The sequence below is a fragment of the Halobacteroides halobius DSM 5150 genome (assembly GCF_000328625.1).
Lineage (GTDB): Bacteria > Bacillota > Halanaerobiia > Halobacteroidales > Halobacteroidaceae > Halobacteroides > Halobacteroides halobius.
Genome location: NC_019978.1, coordinates 307,036 through 328,291 on the forward strand (window position 1 = coordinate 307,036; position 21,256 = coordinate 328,291).

Here is a 21,256-nt window from a genome sequence, read left to right on the forward strand (position 1 = left end):
GGGATTTTTGAGGTGAGTATGTAATAACTAAAATAATAACTTATGGATAGAATGTAGAAGGGAGGAAGTTAAAATTGAAAAAATATATACTCTGTTCGTTAATTATTATGATATTAGTCTTAGGTAATTCAGCTTATGCTAATGATATATCAGCTCAAAGTTTATTACAGGATATTATAAAGCAAATGGATCAAGTTAAAGACTTTAAGGGTACAATTGTAACTAAAGTTACATCAGCTGATAAAGTGTATAATTTTAAAACTAAAGTTATGAAGTCAAGAACTAGATTAATGACTCAACATATAAAAGGATCTAAGTTTAGTGCTTCAGCGGGGAGATTATTAAATACAATTCCTTTATTATATTTACCACCTGATTATAGTACTATTATGACTACTTTACCTATCGAGGGTCAATTAGATTACCAAAATCCACTACAGAATTTAGATAAATTATATAAGATTAAGCTATTAGGCGAGGCAATCTATCAAAATCGTGAAGTATATATTCTACAACTAGAGAATTTATTTTCTACTCAGCGAATTTATATTGATAAAGAACGTAGCTTAATTACTAAAATTAAAGTATTTAATAGTAGTAATATTAAAGTAGCAGATATAAGTTATACTGATTTTGAACTTTTTGCATCGCAAGTATGGTTACCAACTAAAATTAAAGTAGATACTTTATTTAATAACAGTAGATTAGAGATTGAATATCAGGATTGGAAGGTTAATTTAGGATTAACAAGTTTTGATTTTGCAAAAGGATTTCAAAGTGATTATAAAGATAAAATTAACAAATTACAGAATAAGTTAGAAAAGTGGCCTCAAAATGAGGAGTTGTACTGGAAGATTAGTCAGATTTACCAAGAAAATGATAAACTCAATCAAGCAATTACTAATTTGCGCAATGCCATATTGATTAATAATCGGATTAAATATCGTGAAGAGTTAGTTAGGTTATTATTACTTCAAGGTAAATATAAAGAAGCTTTAGGTGAAGTTAGAGTAGCCTTACAGTTAGATTATAATAATCCAAAGCTTTATTATTTATTAGGAAAGACTCAATTACAACTAGGAAGGGTTGAGCAAGCTAGATATTCTTTAGAAAAGGCAGTTAATTATGCTCCTGAAAATATTACTTATTTAGAAAAATTATTTTGGGTATACTATAATTTAGCTTCAAAGTCTGATAAGTATATGTTAGAGCAAGCAGAAGATACTATTCAAAAGTTAATTAGTTTAGATAAAGATAATGAGAATTATAGAATTTATTTAGGAGATGTTTATTTTAAAGAAGGAGAAGTAGTTAAAACAGCTCAAGCATATAATAAAGCAATTTCTTTAGCTCCTAAAGATACTTGGGGATATATTAAGTTAGCTGAGTTTTATAAAAAGACGGGAAAATATAGTAAAGCTGAAGAATTATACAGATATATTATCTATTTAGATAATTCATTAAGAAATAGAAAACGTCTAGCTAACTTATATTTTAAATTTAATAAATATAAATTAGCACTAAAACAATATCAAATAATTAATGAAAGAACAGCAGATAATTTTGATATTAAACTTAAATTAATTGAATGTTATTTAGGAGCTGGAGCTAATATGAAGGCTCGCTTATTAATTCAACAGGTATTAAAAGAACATTCTCAAGGAAAAATATATTTACAGTTGGCCCAACTAGCAGAAAGGTATAGTTTAGAGACTGCTGTTGATATTTATTATCAAGCACTACAAAGTAATAAAAAATTAACTTCTCAACAACAAGCCAAGATTTATCGAGCTTTAAATCGGATTCTTTATAATCAAGAAAAAAAGTGGGAGTTAAAATTACTTAAAGATTATTTACACCTTAAATCCCAAGGACGTATTTATCAACTTTTGGGAAAGTACCAATTAAAAGATGGTGACTTAGGTCAAGCTATTAATAGTTTTAAATTGGCTATAGAATATAATAATAGTGCTGCTAATTATTATAAATTAGCAGTGAGTTATTTATTAGCTGGTAAATTTGATTTAGTAGAGGATGTAAGTAAAAAATTAATTAATCTAGAAGCAGCTAATAAAGTGGATAAGCTATTATCTGTAAAAAATAGATTAATTAAGTTAAGAGAAGAGTTTCAAAGTAGTTATTTACCAGGGAGAATTAATTATATTGAAGGGAATAGACTGCGAGAAGATGGTAAGCTAAATCAAGCTTTAATTAATTATCAGGCAGCTATTTCTGAAAATTACGATTATCAAATACCTAGATTTTATGTAGCAGTTATTCAAGCTTTACAAGGTAATTGGTTAGAGTATAAACTAGCTAAAAGCAGTTTAGGGGCTAGTAAGTTAAAGTTACTACAAGATTTAATTATGGTGTTAAGATCAGCTAATATTATCAGTTAAAAAGTAATTATTAGGGAGTGAATTAAATGTTAAAAGTAAAGACTGATAATCCAGAAGAGACTTTTAAACTTGGTAAGAAAATAGGGAATAAACTTAACCCCGGAGATATTGTTTGTTTACAAGGTAGTTTAGGGGCTGGCAAAACTAGTTTAGCTAAAGGGATTTGTGCTGGATTAGGAGTTAAGGACAAAATTACAAGTCCTACTTATACTATTGTAAATGAATATCAAGGAAGAATGAAAGTTAATCATATGGATTTATATCGAATCAAAGCAGAAGAAGAATTATATGATTTAGGATTTGAAGAATATATATATGGAAGTGGAGTAACCATTATTGAATGGCCTGATAAAGCTGGTTCATTAATTCCAGATAATTATTTAGATATTAACTTGCATGGAGAAGGTAATTATAGGGAGATTAGATTGATTCCTCAAGCTAATAAATTTATTGAATTGGTATCGGAGTTGGAAGACAATGTTAGTATTAGGAATTGATAGTTCAACTAATGTAGGTAGTGTTAGTTTAATTGCTGAAGATAGATTAATTGGAGAGCATTTATTAAATTTAGAAGAGACTCATTCCCAAAGATTAATGCCTCAAATAATAAATCTAATTGAAAGTTGTAACTATCAGGTACAGGATTTAGATGGAATAGGTGTTGCTTTAGGACCTGGTTCGTTTACTGGAACAAGAATTGGAGTAGCTACTGCTAAGAGCTTGGCCCAATCTCTAGAAGTTTCAATTGTAGGTGTTTCTACTTTAGAAGCTATAGCTTTTAGTTTAAGGTATATATCTGGTTATATCTGTCCTATGATTGATGCTCGGGGAGGAAGAATTTTTACTTCTCTTTATCAAAGCGATAAGCAATTAAAAATGGTGAGAAAAGAGACTATATTACAAATTGATGATTTGATAACTGAATTAACTGAAGTAAAAGGGCCAATCTATTTTGTAGGTCAAGTAGCTAAGCAATACCAGGAAAAGATTAATGACCAAATTGAGCAAGCTGAATTTGTAAGAACAATTTTTAATCTTCCCCGGGCTGGGGCTATTAGTGAGATAGCATTTAATCGTTTACAACAAGGAGCTGAAGACGAATTATTTGCTTTGACTCCTAATTATCTTAAACGATCTCAAGCTGAGATCCAATGGGATAAGAAGCATGGATAGTCTAAAGATAAAGTCCTTAGAAGATAGGGATTTAGGCCAAGTGTTAGCTATTGAAGAGGAAGCTTTTAGTAACCCTTGGTCATTTTCTACATTTATTAAAGAATTACATAATAATTATGCATATTATCTAGTGGGCTTGATAGAAGATGAGTTGGTAGGATATTTGGGGTGTTGGTTATTGTGTAATGAGGTTCATATTACTACCCTAGCGGTAAAAAAAGAGTACAGATGTCAAGGGATAGCTACCCAACTATTAGATGAATTATTTACAAATGTAAAGAAAGCTAATTATCAAAAAGTCAGTTTAGAAGTTAGGGCATCTAATAACCGAGCCCAGAAGTTATATAAGCAAGCAGGATTTATAAAAGTTGGTAGAAAACAGGAATATTATAGTGATGACCAAGAAGATGCTATAGTGATGTGGAAACAGCTATAATTCAATTGACAGTTAAAATCAAAAAATATAAACCAAAGTAAATTTGGGAGTGAAATTTATGTCAGAAGGGTTTTTGACGTTAGGAATTGAAAGTTCTTGTGATGAGACTTCGGCTGCAGTGGTTAAAAATGGAAAACAAGTATTATCTAATGTAATAGCTTCTCAGATTGATTGGCACCGAAAATTCGGTGGAGTAGTACCAGAGATTGCTTCCCGAAAACATGTAGAGTTAATGAATCCAGTTATTGAAGAAGCTTTAGTTAAAGCAGGAGTTGATTTTACAGATTTATCAGCAGTAGCAGTAACCTATGGGCCAGGATTAGTAGGAGGTTTATTGGTGGGCATTGCAGCAGCTAAATCAATTGCTTATACTCATGATTTGCCTTTAGTAGCTGTTAATCATATTGAGGGGCATATTTATGCTAATTTTATCTCTCATCCTCAATTAGAACCTCCTGTAGTTTGTTTAACTGTATCTGGGGGGCATACAGATTTATTATATTTTGAAGAATTAGGAACCTATCAAATTTTAGGGCGAACAAGAGATGATGCGGCAGGAGAGGCTTTTGATAAAATCGCTAGGGTAATGGAGATTGGCTATCCAGGTGGACCAGCAATAGATAAGTTAGCTACAGCAGGAGATGCAGAAGCTATTGATTTACCTAGACCTTTAGTTGATGAGGCTAGTTATGATTTTAGTTTTAGTGGATTAAAGACAGCAGTATTAAATTATATTAATAATCAAAAGCAACGTGGGGAAGAAATATCTAAGCCAGATTTAGCAGCTAGTTTTCAGCAGGCTGTTGTTGATGTTCTTAAAAGCAAAGTTACTAAAGCTGCTTACGATAAAGAAGTTAACCAAGTTATTTTATCAGGAGGGGTAGCTGCTAATAGTCAATTGCAAAGAGAATTAGAGAAGGAATTGACAAAGGTAGGTATTGAATTTTGTTATCCTGAACTTAAGTTATGTACTGATAATGCAGCAATGATTGCTAGTGCTGGATATTTCAATTGGCAACACAATAAAGAAGAAGCGCCTTTTACCTTAAATGCTAATCCAAGTTTAAAATTAAAGTAAGTATTAGTCATTCCTTAATCTAGGGAATGACTTCTTATTTAGAAGGGGCCAAAAAATCATTTGCAGAACCAGTTAAAAATGTTAAGATATAATATGAGAGAAATAATTAGTAGTCGAGAAAGGGGAAGTTAAAGTATGGCAAAAGAAGAGCAATGGCAAAGTAGAGCAGGATTTATATTAGCAGTTATTGGTTCAGCTGTGGGATTAGGGAACATATGGAGATTTAGCTATGTAGCTTATGATAATGGGGGAGGAGCTTTTTTAATACCTTATTTTATAGCTTTAGTTATGATTGGAATTCCTATATTGATACTTGAATTTAGTTTTGGTCGTAAAATGAGAGGGTCTGCTGCTCTTTCATTTCGTAAGTTAGCAAAAAAATGGGAATGGTTAGGTTGGTGGCCTACTTTAGCAACGTTAGTGTTAGTAATTTATTATATGGCTATAATTGGTTGGAGTTTAAATTATGTGTTTTATTCTTTTGGGCAAGTATGGGGTAAAAATCCAGAGGCTTTCTTTTATAACCAACATCTTAATTTGACTTCAAGTGTAGGGCAGTTAGGCGGAATTAATTGGACTGTGTTTGCCGCTGTATTTGTAATTTGGATCATTAATTATGCAATAATTTATAATGGGATTGAAAATGGTATAGAAAAAGCATCTAAGATTTTTATGCCGTTATTAGCTATATTAATGTTGGTGATAACAATTAGGGGTATTACACTACCTGGTGCTATAGAAGGAATTAATAAGTATCTACAACCTGATTTCTCTCAATTAATGAATGGTGAGGTTTGGTTAGCAGCTTTTAGTCAAATTTTCTTTACTTTAAGTATAGGTTGGGGAGTTATGATTACTTATTCTAGTTATCAACCTGAGGATTCTGATATAGTTAATAATGCTTTTATTGCTAGTTTGGCTAATTGTGGTTTTAGTTTTATAGTTGGGCTTGGTGTTTTTAGTATTCTTGGTTATATGGCAACTCAAACTGGTCAACCGATAGAAGGGTTAGTAGCTGAAAGTATAGGATTGGCATTTATAGCTTTTCCTAAGGCTATCAATATGTTACCAGCTTTTCAAACAGCCTTTGGTAGTCTATTTTTTATTTCATTAGTAATTGCTGGTCTTTCTTCAAGTATTTCAATGATAGAAGCTACAGTAGCTAATATTCAAGATAAGTTTGCTATTTCTAGAAAAAAAGCTGCTAGTATAGTATGTCTGACTAGTTGTTTAGGAAGTGTTTTGTTTACTACAGGAGCAGGATTATATTTATTAGATATAATTGATCATTTCTTGATGCAATTTGGTGCTGGTTTAGCAGCTATATTCTTTTGTTTAGTATTAGGTTGGGGATATGGAGCCCAACGTTTAAGAAAATTTATGAACCAAGTCTCTGATTTTGAAATAGGAGTTTGGTGGGAGATTATGATTAAGTTGATTACTCCTGGTATTTTAATTATTATGTTTGGAAAAGGAGTAATAGCAAACTTAACCAAAGGATATGGAGATTACTCCACTACAGCTTTAATTTTGGGCTGGTCTATTTCAATTGTAGTTATTTTGTTTGGTATATATTTATCATCTTTGACTTGGCAGGAAAAAAGTGATAATTAAAATTTAGGAGGGCCAATAGTAACTGGCTTTTTTGCTGATAAATTCAACTTGATTGTAGGAATGAGAATTAGTGCAGTTGGAATTGTAGTGGCAGCACCTCTATTATTAAGTTTTAATCAGTTACTAGACCAACAATTGTTAGGATTAAAAGAGGAAAATAAAGTAGCATGATTTAACTTATCGTCCTTTCTGGTATAATAACAGGAGAGGGCGATTTCTATTACCAAGGAGTGATTACAATCGAGTATTCAGAACAACAATTAGCTATTTTATCCGCTCAAAAATATAATATTTTACCTGTGACCTCAGCTTGTAATGTGAATTGTTTATTTTGTAGTCATCAAGGTAACCCAGCAGAAGTTGAAACATTTTCTAAGGGGCATAGACCATTAGTAGAAGTTAAGGAATTAATATCTATGCTAGACCATAGACAGAAAATAGTAATTGGTGAGTCAATTACTAGAATTTGTGAGGGAGAACCAACTACACACCCTCAGTTTAGCCAAATAATGAAGCTGTTAAGAGATAGGTTCCCGGATACACCGATTAAATTAACTACTAATGGAACTAGATTAACAGAGGAGAATATTGATTTATTATCTAAGTTAAATCCGATAGAGATAAATTTATCATTAAATAGTGCTACTTTAGAAGGTAGAGATAAGTTGATGAATGATAGGCAAGGGGCCATGGTGTTAAAAGCTATGCAAAAATTAGAGCAATTAAATATTAAGTATCATGGTAGTATTGTAGCTATGCCTCATCAAGTTGGCTGGGATGATCTAGAAGAAACAATTAGTTATCTTAATCAAACTGGAGCTAAGACAATAAGAGTTTTCCTGCCTGGGTATACTAAATATAGTCCAGAGTATATGAAATTTGAACTTAGTTTATGGCAAGATTTACAGGAGTTTATTGAAGAATGTAAGAGTAACTATCAAGTACCAATTACTTTAGAGCCAACTGAGATAACTAATTTAAACGCTTTAGTAGAAGGAGCAATTCTGAATTCACCAGCCGATAAAGCTGGAATCAAAAGAGGAGATAGGATATTAAAAGTTAATAATCAGCCAGTTTTTTCTAGGGTGGATGCTTTTTATAAATTAACAAAAGCAGAGGAACCTATGGTTATTTTAGAACGTAGTGGAGAAGAAATAGAAATTAGAGTTAAAAAAGAAAAGGGAGAAAAGCCAGGGATAGTTGTTAGTTATGATTTAGCTCCTGATTTGATAGAAAGAATAAAGAAGATAATTAGAAGTTATCGCGCTGATAAGGTGTTAATTCTTACTTCTCAATTAGCAGAAGCCAGGTTAAAATTGGCTAGTGATTCCTTAAAACCAGATAATACTACAGAAATAAAGATTTTAGCTGTTGAAAATCAATTTTTTGCAGGTTCTATTTTAAGCGCAGGGTTATTAACAGTAGATGATTTCAAACAAAGATTAAGGGGTTATCAAGGTGCATTAGCTATTTATGATTTAGTCTTATTACCCCAAATAGCTTTTGATTTTGCTGGCTATGATTTAGTAGGAGAGAGATATCATCAATTAGAAGATGAGTTTGAGATAGAAATGGAATTAGTGTAAGTAATAAAGAAGAGGGGGGAAAGAATGAAAGTAGTAGTTATTGGTGCTGGAATGGTAGGTAGTGATGTAACAGGTAGATTGTTGGCCCAAGGGTCAATATCAGAAATTGTACTAGTAGATATTAATCAAGATAAAGCAGAAGGGGAAGTAATGGATTATTCACATACTACCTCTTATAATTATAATCCTAGTGCTAGTTTAGAAGTGGGGGATTATAGTGATTGTCAGGGGGCTGACTTAATAGTATTAACTGCTGGGCCAAGCATTAAGGAAGGTCAGTCTCGTCGTGATTTAGCATTACAAAATGCCCAAGTAACAAAAGAAATTATGGAACAGATTATAAAGTATACTACTGATGCTTTAATTATTCCTGTGACAAATCCGGTAGATGTAGTCACATATACAGCAGTGAAATCAGGTTATGACCGTGATAAAGTTATTGGAACAGGAACAATAGTTGATAGTGCTAGGTTAATGAGAATAATCGGAAATAAGTATCAGTTGGATCCTAAGAATATATTTGGCTATATTTTAGGTGAACATGGTAAAGTTTCTTTTGTACCTTGGAGTATAGCTGGTATCTGTGGTTATGATTTTGAAACTTTTGCTCAAATAAGAGGTTTAGATGTAGAGTTAAATAAGAAGAAGATAACTAAACAAGTACAGCAGATAGGTTTTGATATTTGGAAAAAGAAAGGTTATACAAATCATGGGATTGCTGCTGGGGTAGCCAGGATTGTTAAAGCTATTTCTTTAGATGAGGAAGCTGTATTACCAGTTTCAGTCTATTTAGATAGAGAGTATGAAATTGAAGGAGTAGCTTTAAGTGTTCCTTGTATAATAGGAGAGCAAGGAATTGAAAAAATATTAGAATTTCCATTAACTAAAGAAGAATTAAAAAAATTAGAAGATGCTGCTAAATCATTGGAGAATACGATTAAAGAAATTAAGGTATGAAACTGAGGTTAAGGCTAAGCCTGATAATTTTAAGGTTTAGCCTTATTTTCTTAACCTCAGCTTTAGTTTTTAGTTAGTTAATGCTTGAATAGGAGCTGGGATTCTTCCTCCTCGGTGTACAAATTTATCTGATTTATATTGACTAACTTTCATAATTGGTGCTTCTCCTAATAATCCTCCAAATTTTACTTCATCCCCAACATTCTTGTGAGGAGCAGGGATAGCTCGAACAGCAGTAGTCTTGCTATTAATCATTCCAATTGCCATCTCATCAGCAATAATAGCTGAGATAGTTTCTGCTGTTGTGTTACCAGGGATAGCAATCATATCTAATCCAACTGAACAAACACAAGTCATAGCTTCTAATTTTTCTAAGCTTAATGCTCCTAGTTCAGTTGCTTTAATCATCCCTTGGTCTTCACTAACGGGAATAAAAGCACCACTTAATCCTCCTACTGCAGAAGAGGCCATAGAACCACCTTTTTTAACTGCATCATTAAGCAGGGCCAAGGCAGCTGTTGTACCATGGGTTCCACATACTTCTAACCCCATTCCTTCTAAGATATTAGCTACACTATCTCCTATAGCAGGAGTAGGTGCTAAAGAAAGGTCAACAATTCCAAATGGGATATCAAGCATTTCAGAAGCAGTTTCTCCAACTAGCTCTCCCATCCGGGTAATTTTAAAAGCAGTACGTTTGATTTTATCTGCTAAAGTATTAAAATCAGCATTAGGTATTTCTTCTACTATATTCTTAACTACTCCTGGACCACTAATACCAACATTAATTACTGCTTCTGGTTCTCCGGTTCCATGGAAGGCTCCTGCCATAAAAGGATTATCTTCAGGAACATTACAGAAAGTAACTAGCTTAGCTGCTCCTAATCCATCTTGATCAGCAGTAAGTTGGGCTGATTTTTTAATAGTTTGGCCCATCTTTAGTACAGCATCCATATTAATCCCTGCTTTAGTAGAGGCTACATTTACTGAAGAACAGACCCTATCTGTATTAGCTAAAGCTTGTGGGATAGATTCTATTAAGTTACTTTCTCCTTTAGTAGCTCCTTTGTGTACTAGAGCAGAGAAACCTCCTATAAAATCAACCCCAACTTCTTTAGCTGCTCTATCCATAGTTTTTGCAATACTTGTATAATTTTTTTCTTGACAAGCATCAGCAATTATTGAAATAGGGGTAACAGAAATACGTTTATTAACAATAGGTGCCCCAAACCTAGCTTCAATTTTGTCTGCTACAGCAACTAGATCCTGTGCAGTAGTAGTAATTTTATCGTAAACTTGTTGATTTAAAGTTTCTATATTAGGATGTGCACAATCTCTAAGATTAATTCCTAAAGTAATTGTTCTAATATCAAAATTTTCTTGTTCAATCATTTTAATAGTTTCTAAAATTTCATCGGTATTAAATATCATTTTATATTTTTTGCCTCCTTAGATCCGATGCATATATCTAAATACTTTTTCATGTTGAAGCATTATTTTAACTCCTAGTCTTTCTCCTTCTTCTTCTAATTGCTGACCTAGAGTTTCAAAATCAGTGTCTAAATCATCTAGTTCAACCAGCATAATCATAGCAAATAAATCCTCTAATAAAGTTTGGCTAATATCAATAATGTTAGCATTATGCTCAGCTAAAATTTCTGTAATTTCAGCTACAATTCCGACTTTATCACTACCTAAAACTGTAACTACTGCTCGTTCTTTATTTTTTTCCGTATCTTGTTGCAATATTAAATCCTCCCTTCTGACTACTTAATTTTAGTTTATAATATTGTATCACTTATTTGTTGTTAATTTAAAGATATTTTTTTATTTTTTGATACATAAAAATAATTTTAGTGGTTAAAATGAGTTATTAGTGGCATTAAAGCTGTATTAAGAAGAGTAATAAGATTATATACTGAATTAATTAGATTAATTGTGAATATTAGAGATAAATTGATTTAATCAATTATAACTGGGTTTGAAGTAAAATAATTACATAATTAGCGATTTGATTTTATTGGTGATTTGGATTATTATTAATCATGTAGTAATTATCACTCGCCGTTAGTGAGTGCTAATAATAAGATTCAAATTATAAAGGAGGGTTTATGATGAACATTAAGCCATTAGGTAACAGAGTAGTAATTAAAGATGTAGAGCAAGAAGAACAAACTACTAATTCAGGGATTGTTATTCCTGATAGTGCCAAAGAGGAGCCACAAAAAGGTGAAGTTGTGGCAGTTGGAGAAGGTAAGAGGTTAGATAATGGAGATTTAGTTGAACCAGCAGTAAATACTGGAGATGTTGTAATTTATGCTAAGTATGCTGGTAATGAAATTGAACATGCAGGTGAAGAATATTTAGTTGTTAGTGAAAAGGATATTTTAGCTATTATAGAGTAAGAGAGAATTTAAAGTGCAAGATTGCTTCTTAGTATAAGATACATACTTTTGTTTAAAACAGTAATCAAGGAGGTTGAGTGTAATGGTAAAGGAACTTAAATTTGGTGAAGAAGCACGTCGTAAATTAGAGGATGGAGTAAATGCTTTAGCTGAAGCAGTTAAAGTAACATTAGGGCCAAAGGGTCGAAATGTTGTACTAGAACAAGGATTTGGTGCACCTTTAATTACTAATGATGGTGTAACAATTGCTAAAGAGATTGAATTAAAAGATGCATATGAGGATATGGGAGCTCAAACTGTTAAAGAGGTTGCTACTAACACTAACGAAATTGCTGGTGATGGTACAACTACTGCTACAGTCTTGGCCCAAGCAATTGTTAATGAAGGTATGAAGAATGTAGCAGCTGGTGCTAACCCAATGGAATTACGTCGTGGTATCCATAAAGCTGCTAATGCTGCAGTTGAAGAAATTAGAAATAAAAGCCAGATTATTGAGAATAAAGAAGATATTGCTCATGTAGCATCTATTTCTGCTGGTAACGATGATCAAGTTGGAGCTTTAATTGCAGATGCTATGGATGAAGTAGGTCAGGATGGAGTTATTTCAGTTGAAGAATCTAAGTCTATGGGAACTGACCTTGAAGTTGTAGAAGGTATGCAGTTTGATAAAGGATATTTATCTCCATATATGGTAACTGATGATGAGCAAATGGTTGCTAATTTAGAAGATCCGTATATATTACTAACTGATGAAGAAATCAGTTCTATTCAGAGTATTTTACCTTTATTAGAGCAGGTAGCGCAAGAGAATAAGCCATTATTAATTGTTGCAGATGGTGTAGAAGGTGAAGCATTAGCTACATTAGTAGTTAATAAGATGCGAGGTACTTTTGATTGTGTAGCTGTTAAAGCACCTGGATTTGGAGATAGAAGACAACAGATGTTAGAAGATCTTGCTGTATTAACTGGTGGTACAGTAATCACTGAAGATAAAGGGTTATCTCTAGAGAATGCTGATAAGAGCATGTTAGGTAGTGCTAGAAGTGTAACTGTTACTCAAGATGAGACTACTTTTGTTGATGGTGCTGGAGAGCAAAAGAATATTGAACAGCGAGTTACTAAGTTACGTCGTCAAATTGAAAATGCTACTTCTGACTTCGATCGAGAGAAGTTAGAAGAAAGATTAGCTAAATTAGCTGGTGGAGTAGCAGTAATTAAAGTTGGAGCTGCTACAGAAACAGAATTAAAAGAGAAAAAGTTAAGAATGGAAGATGCTTTAAATGCTACTCGTGCTGCAGTTGAAGAAGGTATTGTTGCTGGTGGTGGAACTATTTTAGCTGATGTTGTAGATAGCTTAGATGATTTAGGAGCAACAGAAGATGAAGTTACTGGTGCTGAGATTGTTAAAAAAGCTTTAGAAGCTCCAGTAAGACTAATCGCTGACAATGCCGGATTTGAAGGTGCAGTAATTGTAGAAAAGGTTAAAGAAAAAGAAGTTGGGGTAGGATTTGATGCTTATGCTGGTGAATTTGTAAATATGATTGATAATGGAATTGTTGATCCAGTAAAAGTAACTCGAACTGCTTTACAAAATGCTGCTAGTGCTGCTGCTACATTATTAACAACAGAAACTGCTATAGCAGATAATTCTGATGATGATAATGATGGTGGTGGAGCACCAGCAGGTGGCGGAATGCCAGCTGGAATGGGTGGAATGGGCGGAATGCCAGGAATGATGTAATCTCCACCTAATATAAATTTAAGGTCCTCATTATGAGGGCCTTTTTTATTTTTTGAAGGAGTTTGGTATTGTTTCTAGAAATCTAAATTTAGTGACACGAATTTAAGTTATGTGTTACTAGATTTCTTTAGGGAGGAGTGTTATGTCAGGTTTAAAACGATTTGGGGTATCAGTTAATCATGATTTATTAGAAAAGTTTGACCATTTAATTGCCGGCAGATATGACAATCGATCTGAAGCAATTAGGGATCTGATTCGTGATAAAATTATTAAGGAAGAAGCTCAAAAGAGAGGCCAGGAAATTATTGGGTCATTAACGTTAGTTTATAACCATCAACAGCGTCAATTACCAGAAAAATTAGTAAAGATTGAAGATAATTATAATTGTCTTTTTAAATCTAATCTTCATTTATACTTAGATTGTAAACATTGTTTAGAAGTCATAGTTATGCAAGGGCCAACTGATAAAATTCAGAAGGTAGCTCAGAAATTAGGTGGATTAAGGGGCGTTAAGCATCATAAATTAACTATTACTACTGTTAGTGAAGAATTATAGGATAATTGATATAAAGTTGCACTTTTTAATTAGACATTTGATTTTTAATAATTTAGGAGGCGAAAAAATGAATTTAGAAGAAAAATATGAAGAGTTACAGAGGATTATCAAGGAATTAGGTAGTACAGCAATAGCTTTTTCAGGAGGAGTAGATAGCACTTTTTTAACTAAAGTATGTCATGATGTTTTGGAGGATAAGGCAATAGCTGTTACAGCTAAATCATCTACTTATCCTACCAGAGAATTTAAAGAAGCTCAAGAATTAGCAGAGCAGATAGGTATTAAACAAGTAGTTATTGTATCAGAAGAGACAGATATAGATGAATTTACTGATAATCCTCCTAATAGGTGTTATTTTTGTAAGCATGAATTATTTTCACGAGTAGCAGAAATAGCTAAAGAACATGAAGTTGAATATGTTCTGGATGGTTCAACATATGATGATGTGAGTGATTTTAGACCAGGACTAAAAGCAGCTGATGAATTAGGAGTAGCTAGTCCACTTAAAGAAGCTAAGTTAACTAAAGATGAAATACGACAATTATCTAAGAGATTAAAACTTCCTACTTGGAATAAACCAGATATGGCTTGTTTGTCCTCTAGATTTCCCTATGGTGAAGAAATAACTAAAGAGAAATTAGCAATGGTTGAAAAAGCAGAAAACTACTTATGGGATCTAGGTTTTAGACAATTGCGGGTTAGACACCATGGAGATATTGCTAGAATTGAGGTAGCACCTGAGGAAAGAGAAAGATTCTTTGAATTGAAAAGAATTGATGCCATTGATGAAAAGTTAAAAGAGTTTGGATTTGATTATGTAACAATGGATTTAGCTGGTTATCGAACTGGGAGTATGAATGAAGTATTAGATAAAGAAGATACAGATTTAGATATTTAGGAGGGATTTGAATGAATAATAAGGATATTAGAGAACTATTAGCTAAAGTAAAGAATGGAAATCTAGAGGTTGACCAAGCAATGGGTCAACTAAAGGATCTACCTTTTTCAGATTTAGGTTATGCTAAAGTAGATCATCATCGTAGTTTAAGAAATGGCTATCCAGAAGTTATTTATTGTGAGGGGAAGTCTAACGAAGAGATTAAAGGGATAGTGACTAATATGTTAGAACGAGGTAATAATATACTTGCTACTAGAGCAGAAGAAGAGGTCTATCATGCTCTAGAAGAACTAACAGATGATATAGAATATTATGAAAGGTCTAAGATAATAGTTATTCAGCAAGAAGAAGTGGCAGAGACTGAAAGTGAAATATTAGTAGTAACTGGTGGAACTTCTGATATTCCGGTAGCTCAAGAGGCAGTTATAACAGCTGATATGCTAGGTAATACTGTAAAAAGACTCTATGATGTAGGAGTAGCAGGAATTCATAGATTATTAGGCAATCAAGATAAATTAAAGGAAGCCAATATAATTATAGTAGTGGCAGGAATGGAAGGAGCTTTAGCTAGTGTAGTTAGTGGCTTAGTTGATAAACCAGTTATTGCTGTGCCTACTAGTGTAGGTTATGGTGCACACTTTGATGGAGTAGCCTCTTTATTATCTATGTTAAATAGTTGTGCTAGTGGTTTAGGAGTAGTTAATATAGATAATGGCTTTGGAGCAGGTTATTTAGCTAGTACAATTAATCGCCAGATTGAACAGGCGCGAAATAATTAATTAACACACGATCATTTTTGATACATTAATCGAATTTCATTTTCAAGTGAGATGTTAAAATAAGGAGGATTGCAATGGATAAGGTATTATACTTTGATTGTTTAGCAGGGGTTAGTGGTGATATGACGATTGGAGCTTTACTTGATTTAGGAGTGGATAAAGAAGTATTTAAAGAAGAGTTAGCTAAGTTAGATATTGATGGTTATAAATTGAAGATAGAAGAGGAGCAAGAGAAAGGAATTACTGGTACTGATTTTAAGGTATCATTAGAACATAGCCACCATCACTTTGATGAAGATGATCACCACCATCATCCACACAGAAATTTAGCTGATATAGAAGAGATTATTGAGTCTAGTCAGTTGAGTAATTATGTTAAAAATTTAAGTAAGGATATATTTAGAGAAGTTGCTGAAGCTGAGGCTAAAGTACATAATAAGCCTTTAGATCAGGTTCACTTCCATGAAGTAGGTGCACTAGACTCTATTATTGATATTGTAGGAGCTGCTATCTGTATTGAGCAGTTGAATGTAGATCAGATTATTGTCTCCCCCTTACATACAGGAACTGGATTTGTTCACTGTGCTCATGGTAATATTCCAGTTCCAGCCCCAGCTACTTTAGAGATTTTAGATGGAGTCCCTGTTTATTCAACAGGAATAAAGAGTGAACTGGTAACACCAACTGGTGCTGCGATAGCTAAGACTTTAGCAGGTGAATTTAAGCCATTACCTGAAATGCAAATTGAACAGGTAGGTTATGGAATTGGTGATAAAGAATTAGAAATTAGTAATCTATTACGTGTGGTGTTAGGTAAAAAAAAAGTAAGACTAAGTTAATGATGTTGGAAACAAATATTGATGATATGAATCCAGAAATTTATTCTTATTTATTTCCTAAATTATTTGAAACAGGAGCTTTAGATGTTTATCTGACTAATATTATGATGAAGAAGAATAGACCAGGGGTTAAAGTTAATGTGTTATGTCAGTTAGAAGATACTTCTCAATTAGAAGAGATTATATTTAGAGAAACAACAACTTTAGGGATTCGGAAGTATGAAGTAGAACGTAAAGCATTAAAGCGTAAATTTTATCAACTCGAAACTTTATTTGGAGAGATAACTATTAAAGTAGCTTATTATCAAGGCGAACTAATCAAGTATGCTCCAGAGTATGAAGAGTGTAAGAAGATAGCACAAAGCTTAGAGGTACCAGTGAAGAAAGTATATAATCAAGCATTAGTTACAGCCAAAGAGGAATTAACTGATGATTAAATCAACTTGACAATGACTGGTTTTTAATTTATACTACTCACATAAGTTAACGACTTTTATGATTATTAAAATATAAAATTGAAGATTGTATTTCGTATATCTTTGGGAATAGGGCCCGAAAGTTTCTACCAGCTAGCCGCAAACTAGCTGACTACGAAATAGTAGTTTTTAGGGGTGAGCTGGCTTCAGTTGGCCCTTAAATGCTTCTATTTCCCCAAGTTTGGTCCTAGTTTAGGATTATAGCTTGGGGTTTTTGGTTTATAATAAAGCTAGGAGGGACAAAATGGCACACAAAAGAGATCATGAACTGGTTTTAGTTTTGGATTTTGGAGGTCAATATAGTAAATTAATTGCCCGTAGAATAAGAGAAGGGAATGTTTATTCTGAAGTAGTACCATATGATATTTCTCTAGAAAAGATTAAGAGTTTGGATCCAATAGGAATTGTTTTTTCTGGGGGGCCAGCTAGTGTATATAGTAAAGATACTCCTGATGTTGATTCAGAAATATTTGCGTTAGGAATTCCTATTTTAGGGATTTGTTATGGCATGCAACTAATGTGTCATACTTTGGCTGGAGGTAAGGTAGAAGCAGCAGATGAGAGAGAATATGGTCGAGCTATCTTAAAGGTTAGGCAGGAATTAGGTTTATTAGCTGGGATGAGAGAAAATTTAGAATGTTGGATGAGCCATGGGGATAGAGTAACAGAATTACCTGATGGGTTTGAGATTATAGGAGAGACTTCTAATTCTCCAGTGGCTGCAATTGGAGATCAAAAGAGAGGCTTTTATGGGGTGCAATTTCACCCTGAGGTAGTGCATACATCACGTGGAACAGAGATTATTAATAACTTCTTATCTAATGTTTGCAATGCTAGTGGAGATTGGACAACCTCTAACTTTATTGAAGAGACAGTAGAGGAAATTAAAGCAAAGGTTGGAAGTAAGCAAGTAATCTGTGGTTTATCAGGAGGAGTTGATTCTTCTGTAGCTGCAGCTTTGGTTCATAAGGCAATTGGGGATCAGCTGACATGTATTTTTGTGGACCATGGTTTATTAAGAAAGAATGAAGCTCAAGAAGTAAAAGAAACTTTTGGGAAAGAGTTTGATATGAATTTAATAGCCATTGATGCTCAAGAGAGATTTTTATCTCAACTAGAGGGTGTGGCTGATCCAGAGCAGAAGAGAAAAGTTATAGGGACTGAATTTATTCGTGTCTTTGAAGAAGAAGCAAAAAAAGTTGGTAATGCTCAATATCTAGTACAGGGAACAATTTATTCTGATGTGATTGAAAGTGGAGGTAGTGAATCTGCTTCTACAATTAAAAGTCACCACAATGTAGGTGGACTACCAGAAGATATGGAGTTTAAGTTAGTTGAACCACTGCGTGAATTATTCAAGGATGAAGTTAGAGAAGTGGGAGAAGAGTTAGGATTACCTGAAGAAATTGTTTGGCGTCAGCCTTTTCCTGGTCCAGGATTAGGAATTAGGGTCTTACGAGAAATAACACCAGAGAAAGTAAGAATTTTAAAGGAAGCTGATGCTATTTTTAGAGAAGAGATTAAGCAGGCTGGTTTAAGTCGTGATATTTGGCAATACTTTGCTGTACTACCTCCAATGCGTAGTGTAGGGGTGATGGGGGACGAAAGAACTTACTCTTATACAATTGGGCTGCGAGCAGTAAAGAGTAAAGATGCTATGACAGCTGATTGGGCCAAAATACCTCATGATCTATTAGAAAAAATATCTCGGCAAATTACTAATCGAGTTCCAGAAGTTAATCGAATAGTATATGATATTACATCTAAACCTCCAGCAACTATTGAATGGGAATAGGAAGAAATTTTAGAAATCGAGAGATGAATTATCGTATTATAATCTACAACTAATAATTATAGTTCGGGTTATTACGAATAAAATTATATTAAATAATAAAAATATTAATATTTTTCTTGAAATTCAGATAAAAATATGCTAATATAATCTTGTCGAAACCAAAAAGACAAATATTATAAAAATATAATTCCGTATAATCTCGGGAATAGGGCCCGGAAGTTTCTACCGACTAGCCACAAACTGGTCGACTACGGGATAGTAATAGATTAATAATCATATTCTATCCTAACTTCTAAGTAATAAGTCCTAAGTGGATTATAACTTAGAAGTTTTGTATTTTAGAAAGGGGAATTTATATGACAAAATTATTAAATTCAGTATTCGCTTTAGAAAAACACAATACTGATGTTAAGACTGAGGTAGTGGCTGGAATAACAACTTTTATGACTATGGCTTATATTATTTTTGTTAATCCTGGAATTGTTGCAGAAACAGGAATGCCTTTTGAAGCGGTAATGATTGCTACGGCTATATCAGCTGCTTTTTCTACATTATGTATGGCTTTTTTAGCTAATTATCCTTTCGCTTTAGCACCTGGTATGGGACTTAATGCTTATTTTACCTATACTGTTGTATTAGGAATGGGGCTTAGCTGGCAAGAAGCTTTAGGTGCTGTATTTATTTCTGGGATAATCTTTTTAGCTTTAACTTTAACTAAAGTTAGACAGACAATTATTAATTCTATGCCCCAAACTTTAAAGTCAGCTGTTAGTGCAGGGATTGGTTTGTTTATTGCTTTTATTGGTATGCAAAATGCTGGAGTAGTAGTTAATAGTGGTGCTACTTTAGTTACTTTAGGTAACTTAACCAATCCTAGTGCTATCTTAGCAATTGTAGGGATTATTATTACTGGATTATTAATGGCTAAGGATATTAAAGGAAGCATTTTACTTGGAATTATAATTATAACAGTACTAGGAATTCCGCTGGGAATAACTGAACTTCCAACAGGAATAGTTAAGGTTCCTAGTTTTGCTGATTGGGCTCCAGTAGTTTTTAAGGCTGATATTACAGGAGCATTAAATCAAGGAATTTTAACTATAGTATTTGCTTTCTTATTTGTTGATTTATTTGATACAGCAGGGACTTTAATAGGAGTTAGTCATCAGGCAGGTTTCTTAGATAAAGATGGTAACTTACCTAAAGCTGATAAGGCTTTATTAGCTGATTCAATTGGAACGATTGGTGGATCAATGATGGGAACACCAACAGTAACAACTTATGTTGAATCAGCTTCTGGAGTAGCTCAAGGTGGGAGAACAGGATTAACAGGTGTAATTGTGGCTTTATGTTTTATTTTATCTATTTTCTTTACTCCAATAATTAAAATTGTACCGGCAGCAGCAACAGCACCAGCTTTAATTATTGTTGGTTCTATCATGTTAGAAAATGTAACGGAGATTGATTGGGAAAATATCGCTGAAGCTTTACCTGGTTTTGTAACAATTATTGCTATGCCTTTCACTTATTCGATTGCAACAGGAATTTCTTTAGGATTTATTTTATATCCAATTATGAAGTTTTTTCATGGTGAAGGTGATGAGGTGCACTGGATTATTTATTTATTAGGTGCGTTATTTATTTTGAAATATATGTATTTATAATGAAATCAATTTTAACCCTCCTCTAAATGAGGAGGCTTTTTATGTATATTTTTATTATTTTAGTCAGATACTAATCCTTAATTGAGAGTGTAGAAAGAGGAGGGTAAGTTATGGATGTAACAGAACAAGGAACTAAAAAAGATTTGTTAGAGAAGGGAGCAGTTTTACAACGAGATGGAACTTATGCTATTGCACCACATAGTCCAGGCGGCATTATGCAACCTGAAGAATTAATCAAAATAGGTGAAGTGGCTAAAAAATATGATGCAGCTGTTGTAAAGGCGACCAGTTCACAAAGAATTGCTATTGTAGGTTTGCAAGAGGATGATATAGATAAGGCATGGGTAGATTTAGGAATGGATCCTGGATATGCAATAGGTATTTGTGTTAGAAGTGTGAAATTTTGCCCGGGAACAACCTTTTGTAAGCGAGGTCAACAGGACTCTGTATCTTTAGGGATGGAGCTAGATGAAAGATATCATGGAGTAACATTACCTGGCAAATTTAAGATGGGAGTTAGTGGATGTGCAAATAAATGTATGGATACTGAATTTAGAGATATTGGATTGATGGGTACTGCTAAAGGATTTAGTATCTATGTTGGAGGCCATGGTGGTCGTAAGGCACGATTAGGCGATTTGTTAGTTCATAATCAAACTCCAGAAGAATCATTAGCTATAATTGATAATATAGTTAATTATTTTAAAAAACATGGTAATAAGAGAGAAAGATTAGGTGTATTTATTGATCGGATAGGATTTGATGAGTTTAAAAGTAATGTATTACTTGCATAACTAGAAAAGTTTTGGTATATTAAGTATGCATAAGAGATAATTTTAGTTTATCACTATAAGATTATA

At 33.2% G+C, this 21,256-nt stretch carries 18 protein-coding genes, 1 pseudogene and 2 riboswitches; of the genes and pseudogenes, 17 read left to right on the forward strand and 2 right to left on the reverse strand.

Translation table 11 applies throughout. The features are described 5' to 3' along the window. The first annotated feature begins 74 nt into the window (after positions 1-74). From HALHA_RS01480 to HALHA_RS01515, 8 genes are all read left to right on the forward strand, one after another. Entirely contained in the window at positions 75-2,399 is a 2,325-nt protein-coding gene (locus HALHA_RS01480) for a DUF4292 domain-containing protein (protein WP_015326030.1), read from the forward strand. 26 nt (positions 2,400-2,425) lie between these two features. Further along, positions 2,426-2,896: a tRNA (adenosine(37)-N6)-threonylcarbamoyltransferase complex ATPase subunit type 1 TsaE gene (gene tsaE, locus HALHA_RS01485; RefSeq protein WP_015326031.1), complete on the forward strand. Its 471-nt coding sequence runs from the start codon at positions 2,426-2,428 to the stop codon at positions 2,894-2,896. Then, the gene (gene tsaB, locus HALHA_RS01490; RefSeq protein WP_015326032.1) at positions 2,877-3,572 is read left to right on the forward strand and encodes a tRNA (adenosine(37)-N6)-threonylcarbamoyltransferase complex dimerization subunit type 1 TsaB; all 696 of its coding nucleotides are present in this window, start codon (positions 2,877-2,879) and stop codon (positions 3,570-3,572) included. Before tsaE ends, tsaB begins: the two co-directional genes overlap by 20 nt. Continuing rightward, positions 3,565-4,008: a ribosomal protein S18-alanine N-acetyltransferase gene (gene rimI / locus HALHA_RS01495; RefSeq protein WP_015326033.1), complete on the forward strand. Its 444-nt coding sequence runs from the start codon at positions 3,565-3,567 to the stop codon at positions 4,006-4,008. Before tsaB ends, rimI begins: the two co-directional genes overlap by 8 nt. A 58-nt stretch (positions 4,009-4,066) precedes the next feature. After that, positions 4,067-5,086, forward strand: a complete 1,020-nt coding sequence (gene tsaD, locus HALHA_RS01500) for a tRNA (adenosine(37)-N6)-threonylcarbamoyltransferase complex transferase subunit TsaD (protein ID WP_015326034.1) — start codon at positions 4,067-4,069, stop codon at positions 5,084-5,086. A 135-nt stretch (positions 5,087-5,221) separates the two neighbouring features. Continuing rightward, positions 5,222-6,700 (forward strand): sodium-dependent transporter, encoded by a 1,479-nt coding sequence (locus tag HALHA_RS01505; RefSeq protein WP_015326035.1) that lies wholly within the window; start codon positions 5,222-5,224, stop codon positions 6,698-6,700. A 230-nt stretch (positions 6,701-6,930) separates the two neighbouring features. Beyond that, on the forward strand, positions 6,931-8,286 hold the full coding sequence (locus HALHA_RS01510; protein ID WP_015326036.1) for a DUF512 domain-containing protein: 1,356 nt from the start codon (positions 6,931-6,933) through the stop codon (positions 8,284-8,286). Positions 8,287-8,310: 24 nt separating this feature from the next. Further along, positions 8,311-9,243, forward strand: coding sequence for an L-lactate dehydrogenase (locus tag HALHA_RS01515; RefSeq protein ID WP_015326037.1), 933 nt, complete (start codon positions 8,311-8,313; stop codon positions 9,241-9,243). A gap of 69 nt (positions 9,244-9,312) precedes the next feature. Here the strand turns inward: HALHA_RS01515 and HALHA_RS01520 are convergent, their stop codons facing one another. Both HALHA_RS01520 and HALHA_RS01525 read right to left on the reverse strand, forming a co-directional pair. Beyond that, entirely contained in the window at positions 9,313-10,674 is a 1,362-nt protein-coding gene (locus HALHA_RS01520; protein ID WP_015326038.1) for a PFL family protein, read from the reverse strand. A gap of 18 nt (positions 10,675-10,692) precedes the next feature. Continuing rightward, the gene (locus HALHA_RS01525; protein ID WP_015326039.1) at positions 10,693-10,989 is read right to left on the reverse strand and encodes an ACT domain-containing protein; all 297 of its coding nucleotides are present in this window, start codon (positions 10,987-10,989) and stop codon (positions 10,693-10,695) included. 368 nt (positions 10,990-11,357) lie between these two features. On the opposite strand from HALHA_RS01525, the gene groES reads away from it, so the two are divergent. The 9 genes and pseudogenes from groES to HALHA_RS01570 all read left to right on the forward strand — a co-directional run bounded on the left by groES (position 11,358) and on the right by HALHA_RS01570 (position 21,190). Further along, the gene (gene groES, locus HALHA_RS01530; RefSeq protein WP_015326040.1) at positions 11,358-11,648 is read left to right on the forward strand and encodes a co-chaperone GroES; all 291 of its coding nucleotides are present in this window, start codon (positions 11,358-11,360) and stop codon (positions 11,646-11,648) included. Between the two features lie 82 nt (positions 11,649-11,730). Beyond that, positions 11,731-13,389, forward strand: coding sequence for a chaperonin GroEL (groL, locus tag HALHA_RS01535; RefSeq protein WP_015326041.1), 1,659 nt, complete (start codon positions 11,731-11,733; stop codon positions 13,387-13,389). 142 nt (positions 13,390-13,531) lie between these two features. Next, complete coding sequence (gene nikR, locus HALHA_RS01540) at positions 13,532-13,945, forward strand: nickel-responsive transcriptional regulator NikR (protein WP_015326042.1); 414 nt, start codon at positions 13,532-13,534, stop codon at positions 13,943-13,945. Between the two features lie 67 nt (positions 13,946-14,012). After that, positions 14,013-14,843: an ATP-dependent sacrificial sulfur transferase LarE gene (gene larE / locus HALHA_RS01545; RefSeq protein WP_015326043.1), complete on the forward strand. Its 831-nt coding sequence runs from the start codon at positions 14,013-14,015 to the stop codon at positions 14,841-14,843. 11 nt (positions 14,844-14,854) lie between these two features. Next, positions 14,855-15,622, forward strand: a complete 768-nt coding sequence (larB, locus tag HALHA_RS01550; protein ID WP_015326044.1) for a nickel pincer cofactor biosynthesis protein LarB — start codon at positions 14,855-14,857, stop codon at positions 15,620-15,622. Between the two features lie 74 nt (positions 15,623-15,696). Then, positions 15,697-16,898, forward strand: a pseudogene (gene larC / locus HALHA_RS13880) (nickel pincer cofactor biosynthesis protein LarC). A 72-nt stretch (positions 16,899-16,970) separates the two neighbouring features. After that, positions 16,971-17,072, forward strand: a riboswitch (purine riboswitch). A 109-nt stretch (positions 17,073-17,181) separates the two neighbouring features. Then, entirely contained in the window at positions 17,182-18,732 is a 1,551-nt protein-coding gene (gene guaA, locus HALHA_RS01560) for a glutamine-hydrolyzing GMP synthase (RefSeq protein ID WP_015326045.1), read from the forward strand. A gap of 169 nt (positions 18,733-18,901) precedes the next feature. Further along, a riboswitch (purine riboswitch) is annotated at positions 18,902-19,003 on the forward strand. Positions 19,004-19,088: 85 nt separating this feature from the next. Next, a complete protein-coding gene (locus HALHA_RS01565; RefSeq protein ID WP_015326046.1) occupies positions 19,089-20,396 on the forward strand; it encodes an NCS2 family permease in 1,308 nt (435 codons plus the stop codon). A 110-nt stretch (positions 20,397-20,506) separates the two neighbouring features. Beyond that, positions 20,507-21,190 carry a nitrite/sulfite reductase domain-containing protein gene (locus tag HALHA_RS01570; RefSeq protein WP_015326047.1) on the forward strand — a complete coding sequence of 228 codons (684 nt, stop codon included), beginning with the start codon at positions 20,507-20,509 and terminating at the stop codon, positions 21,188-21,190. The last annotated feature ends 66 nt before the right edge of the window (positions 21,191-21,256 follow it).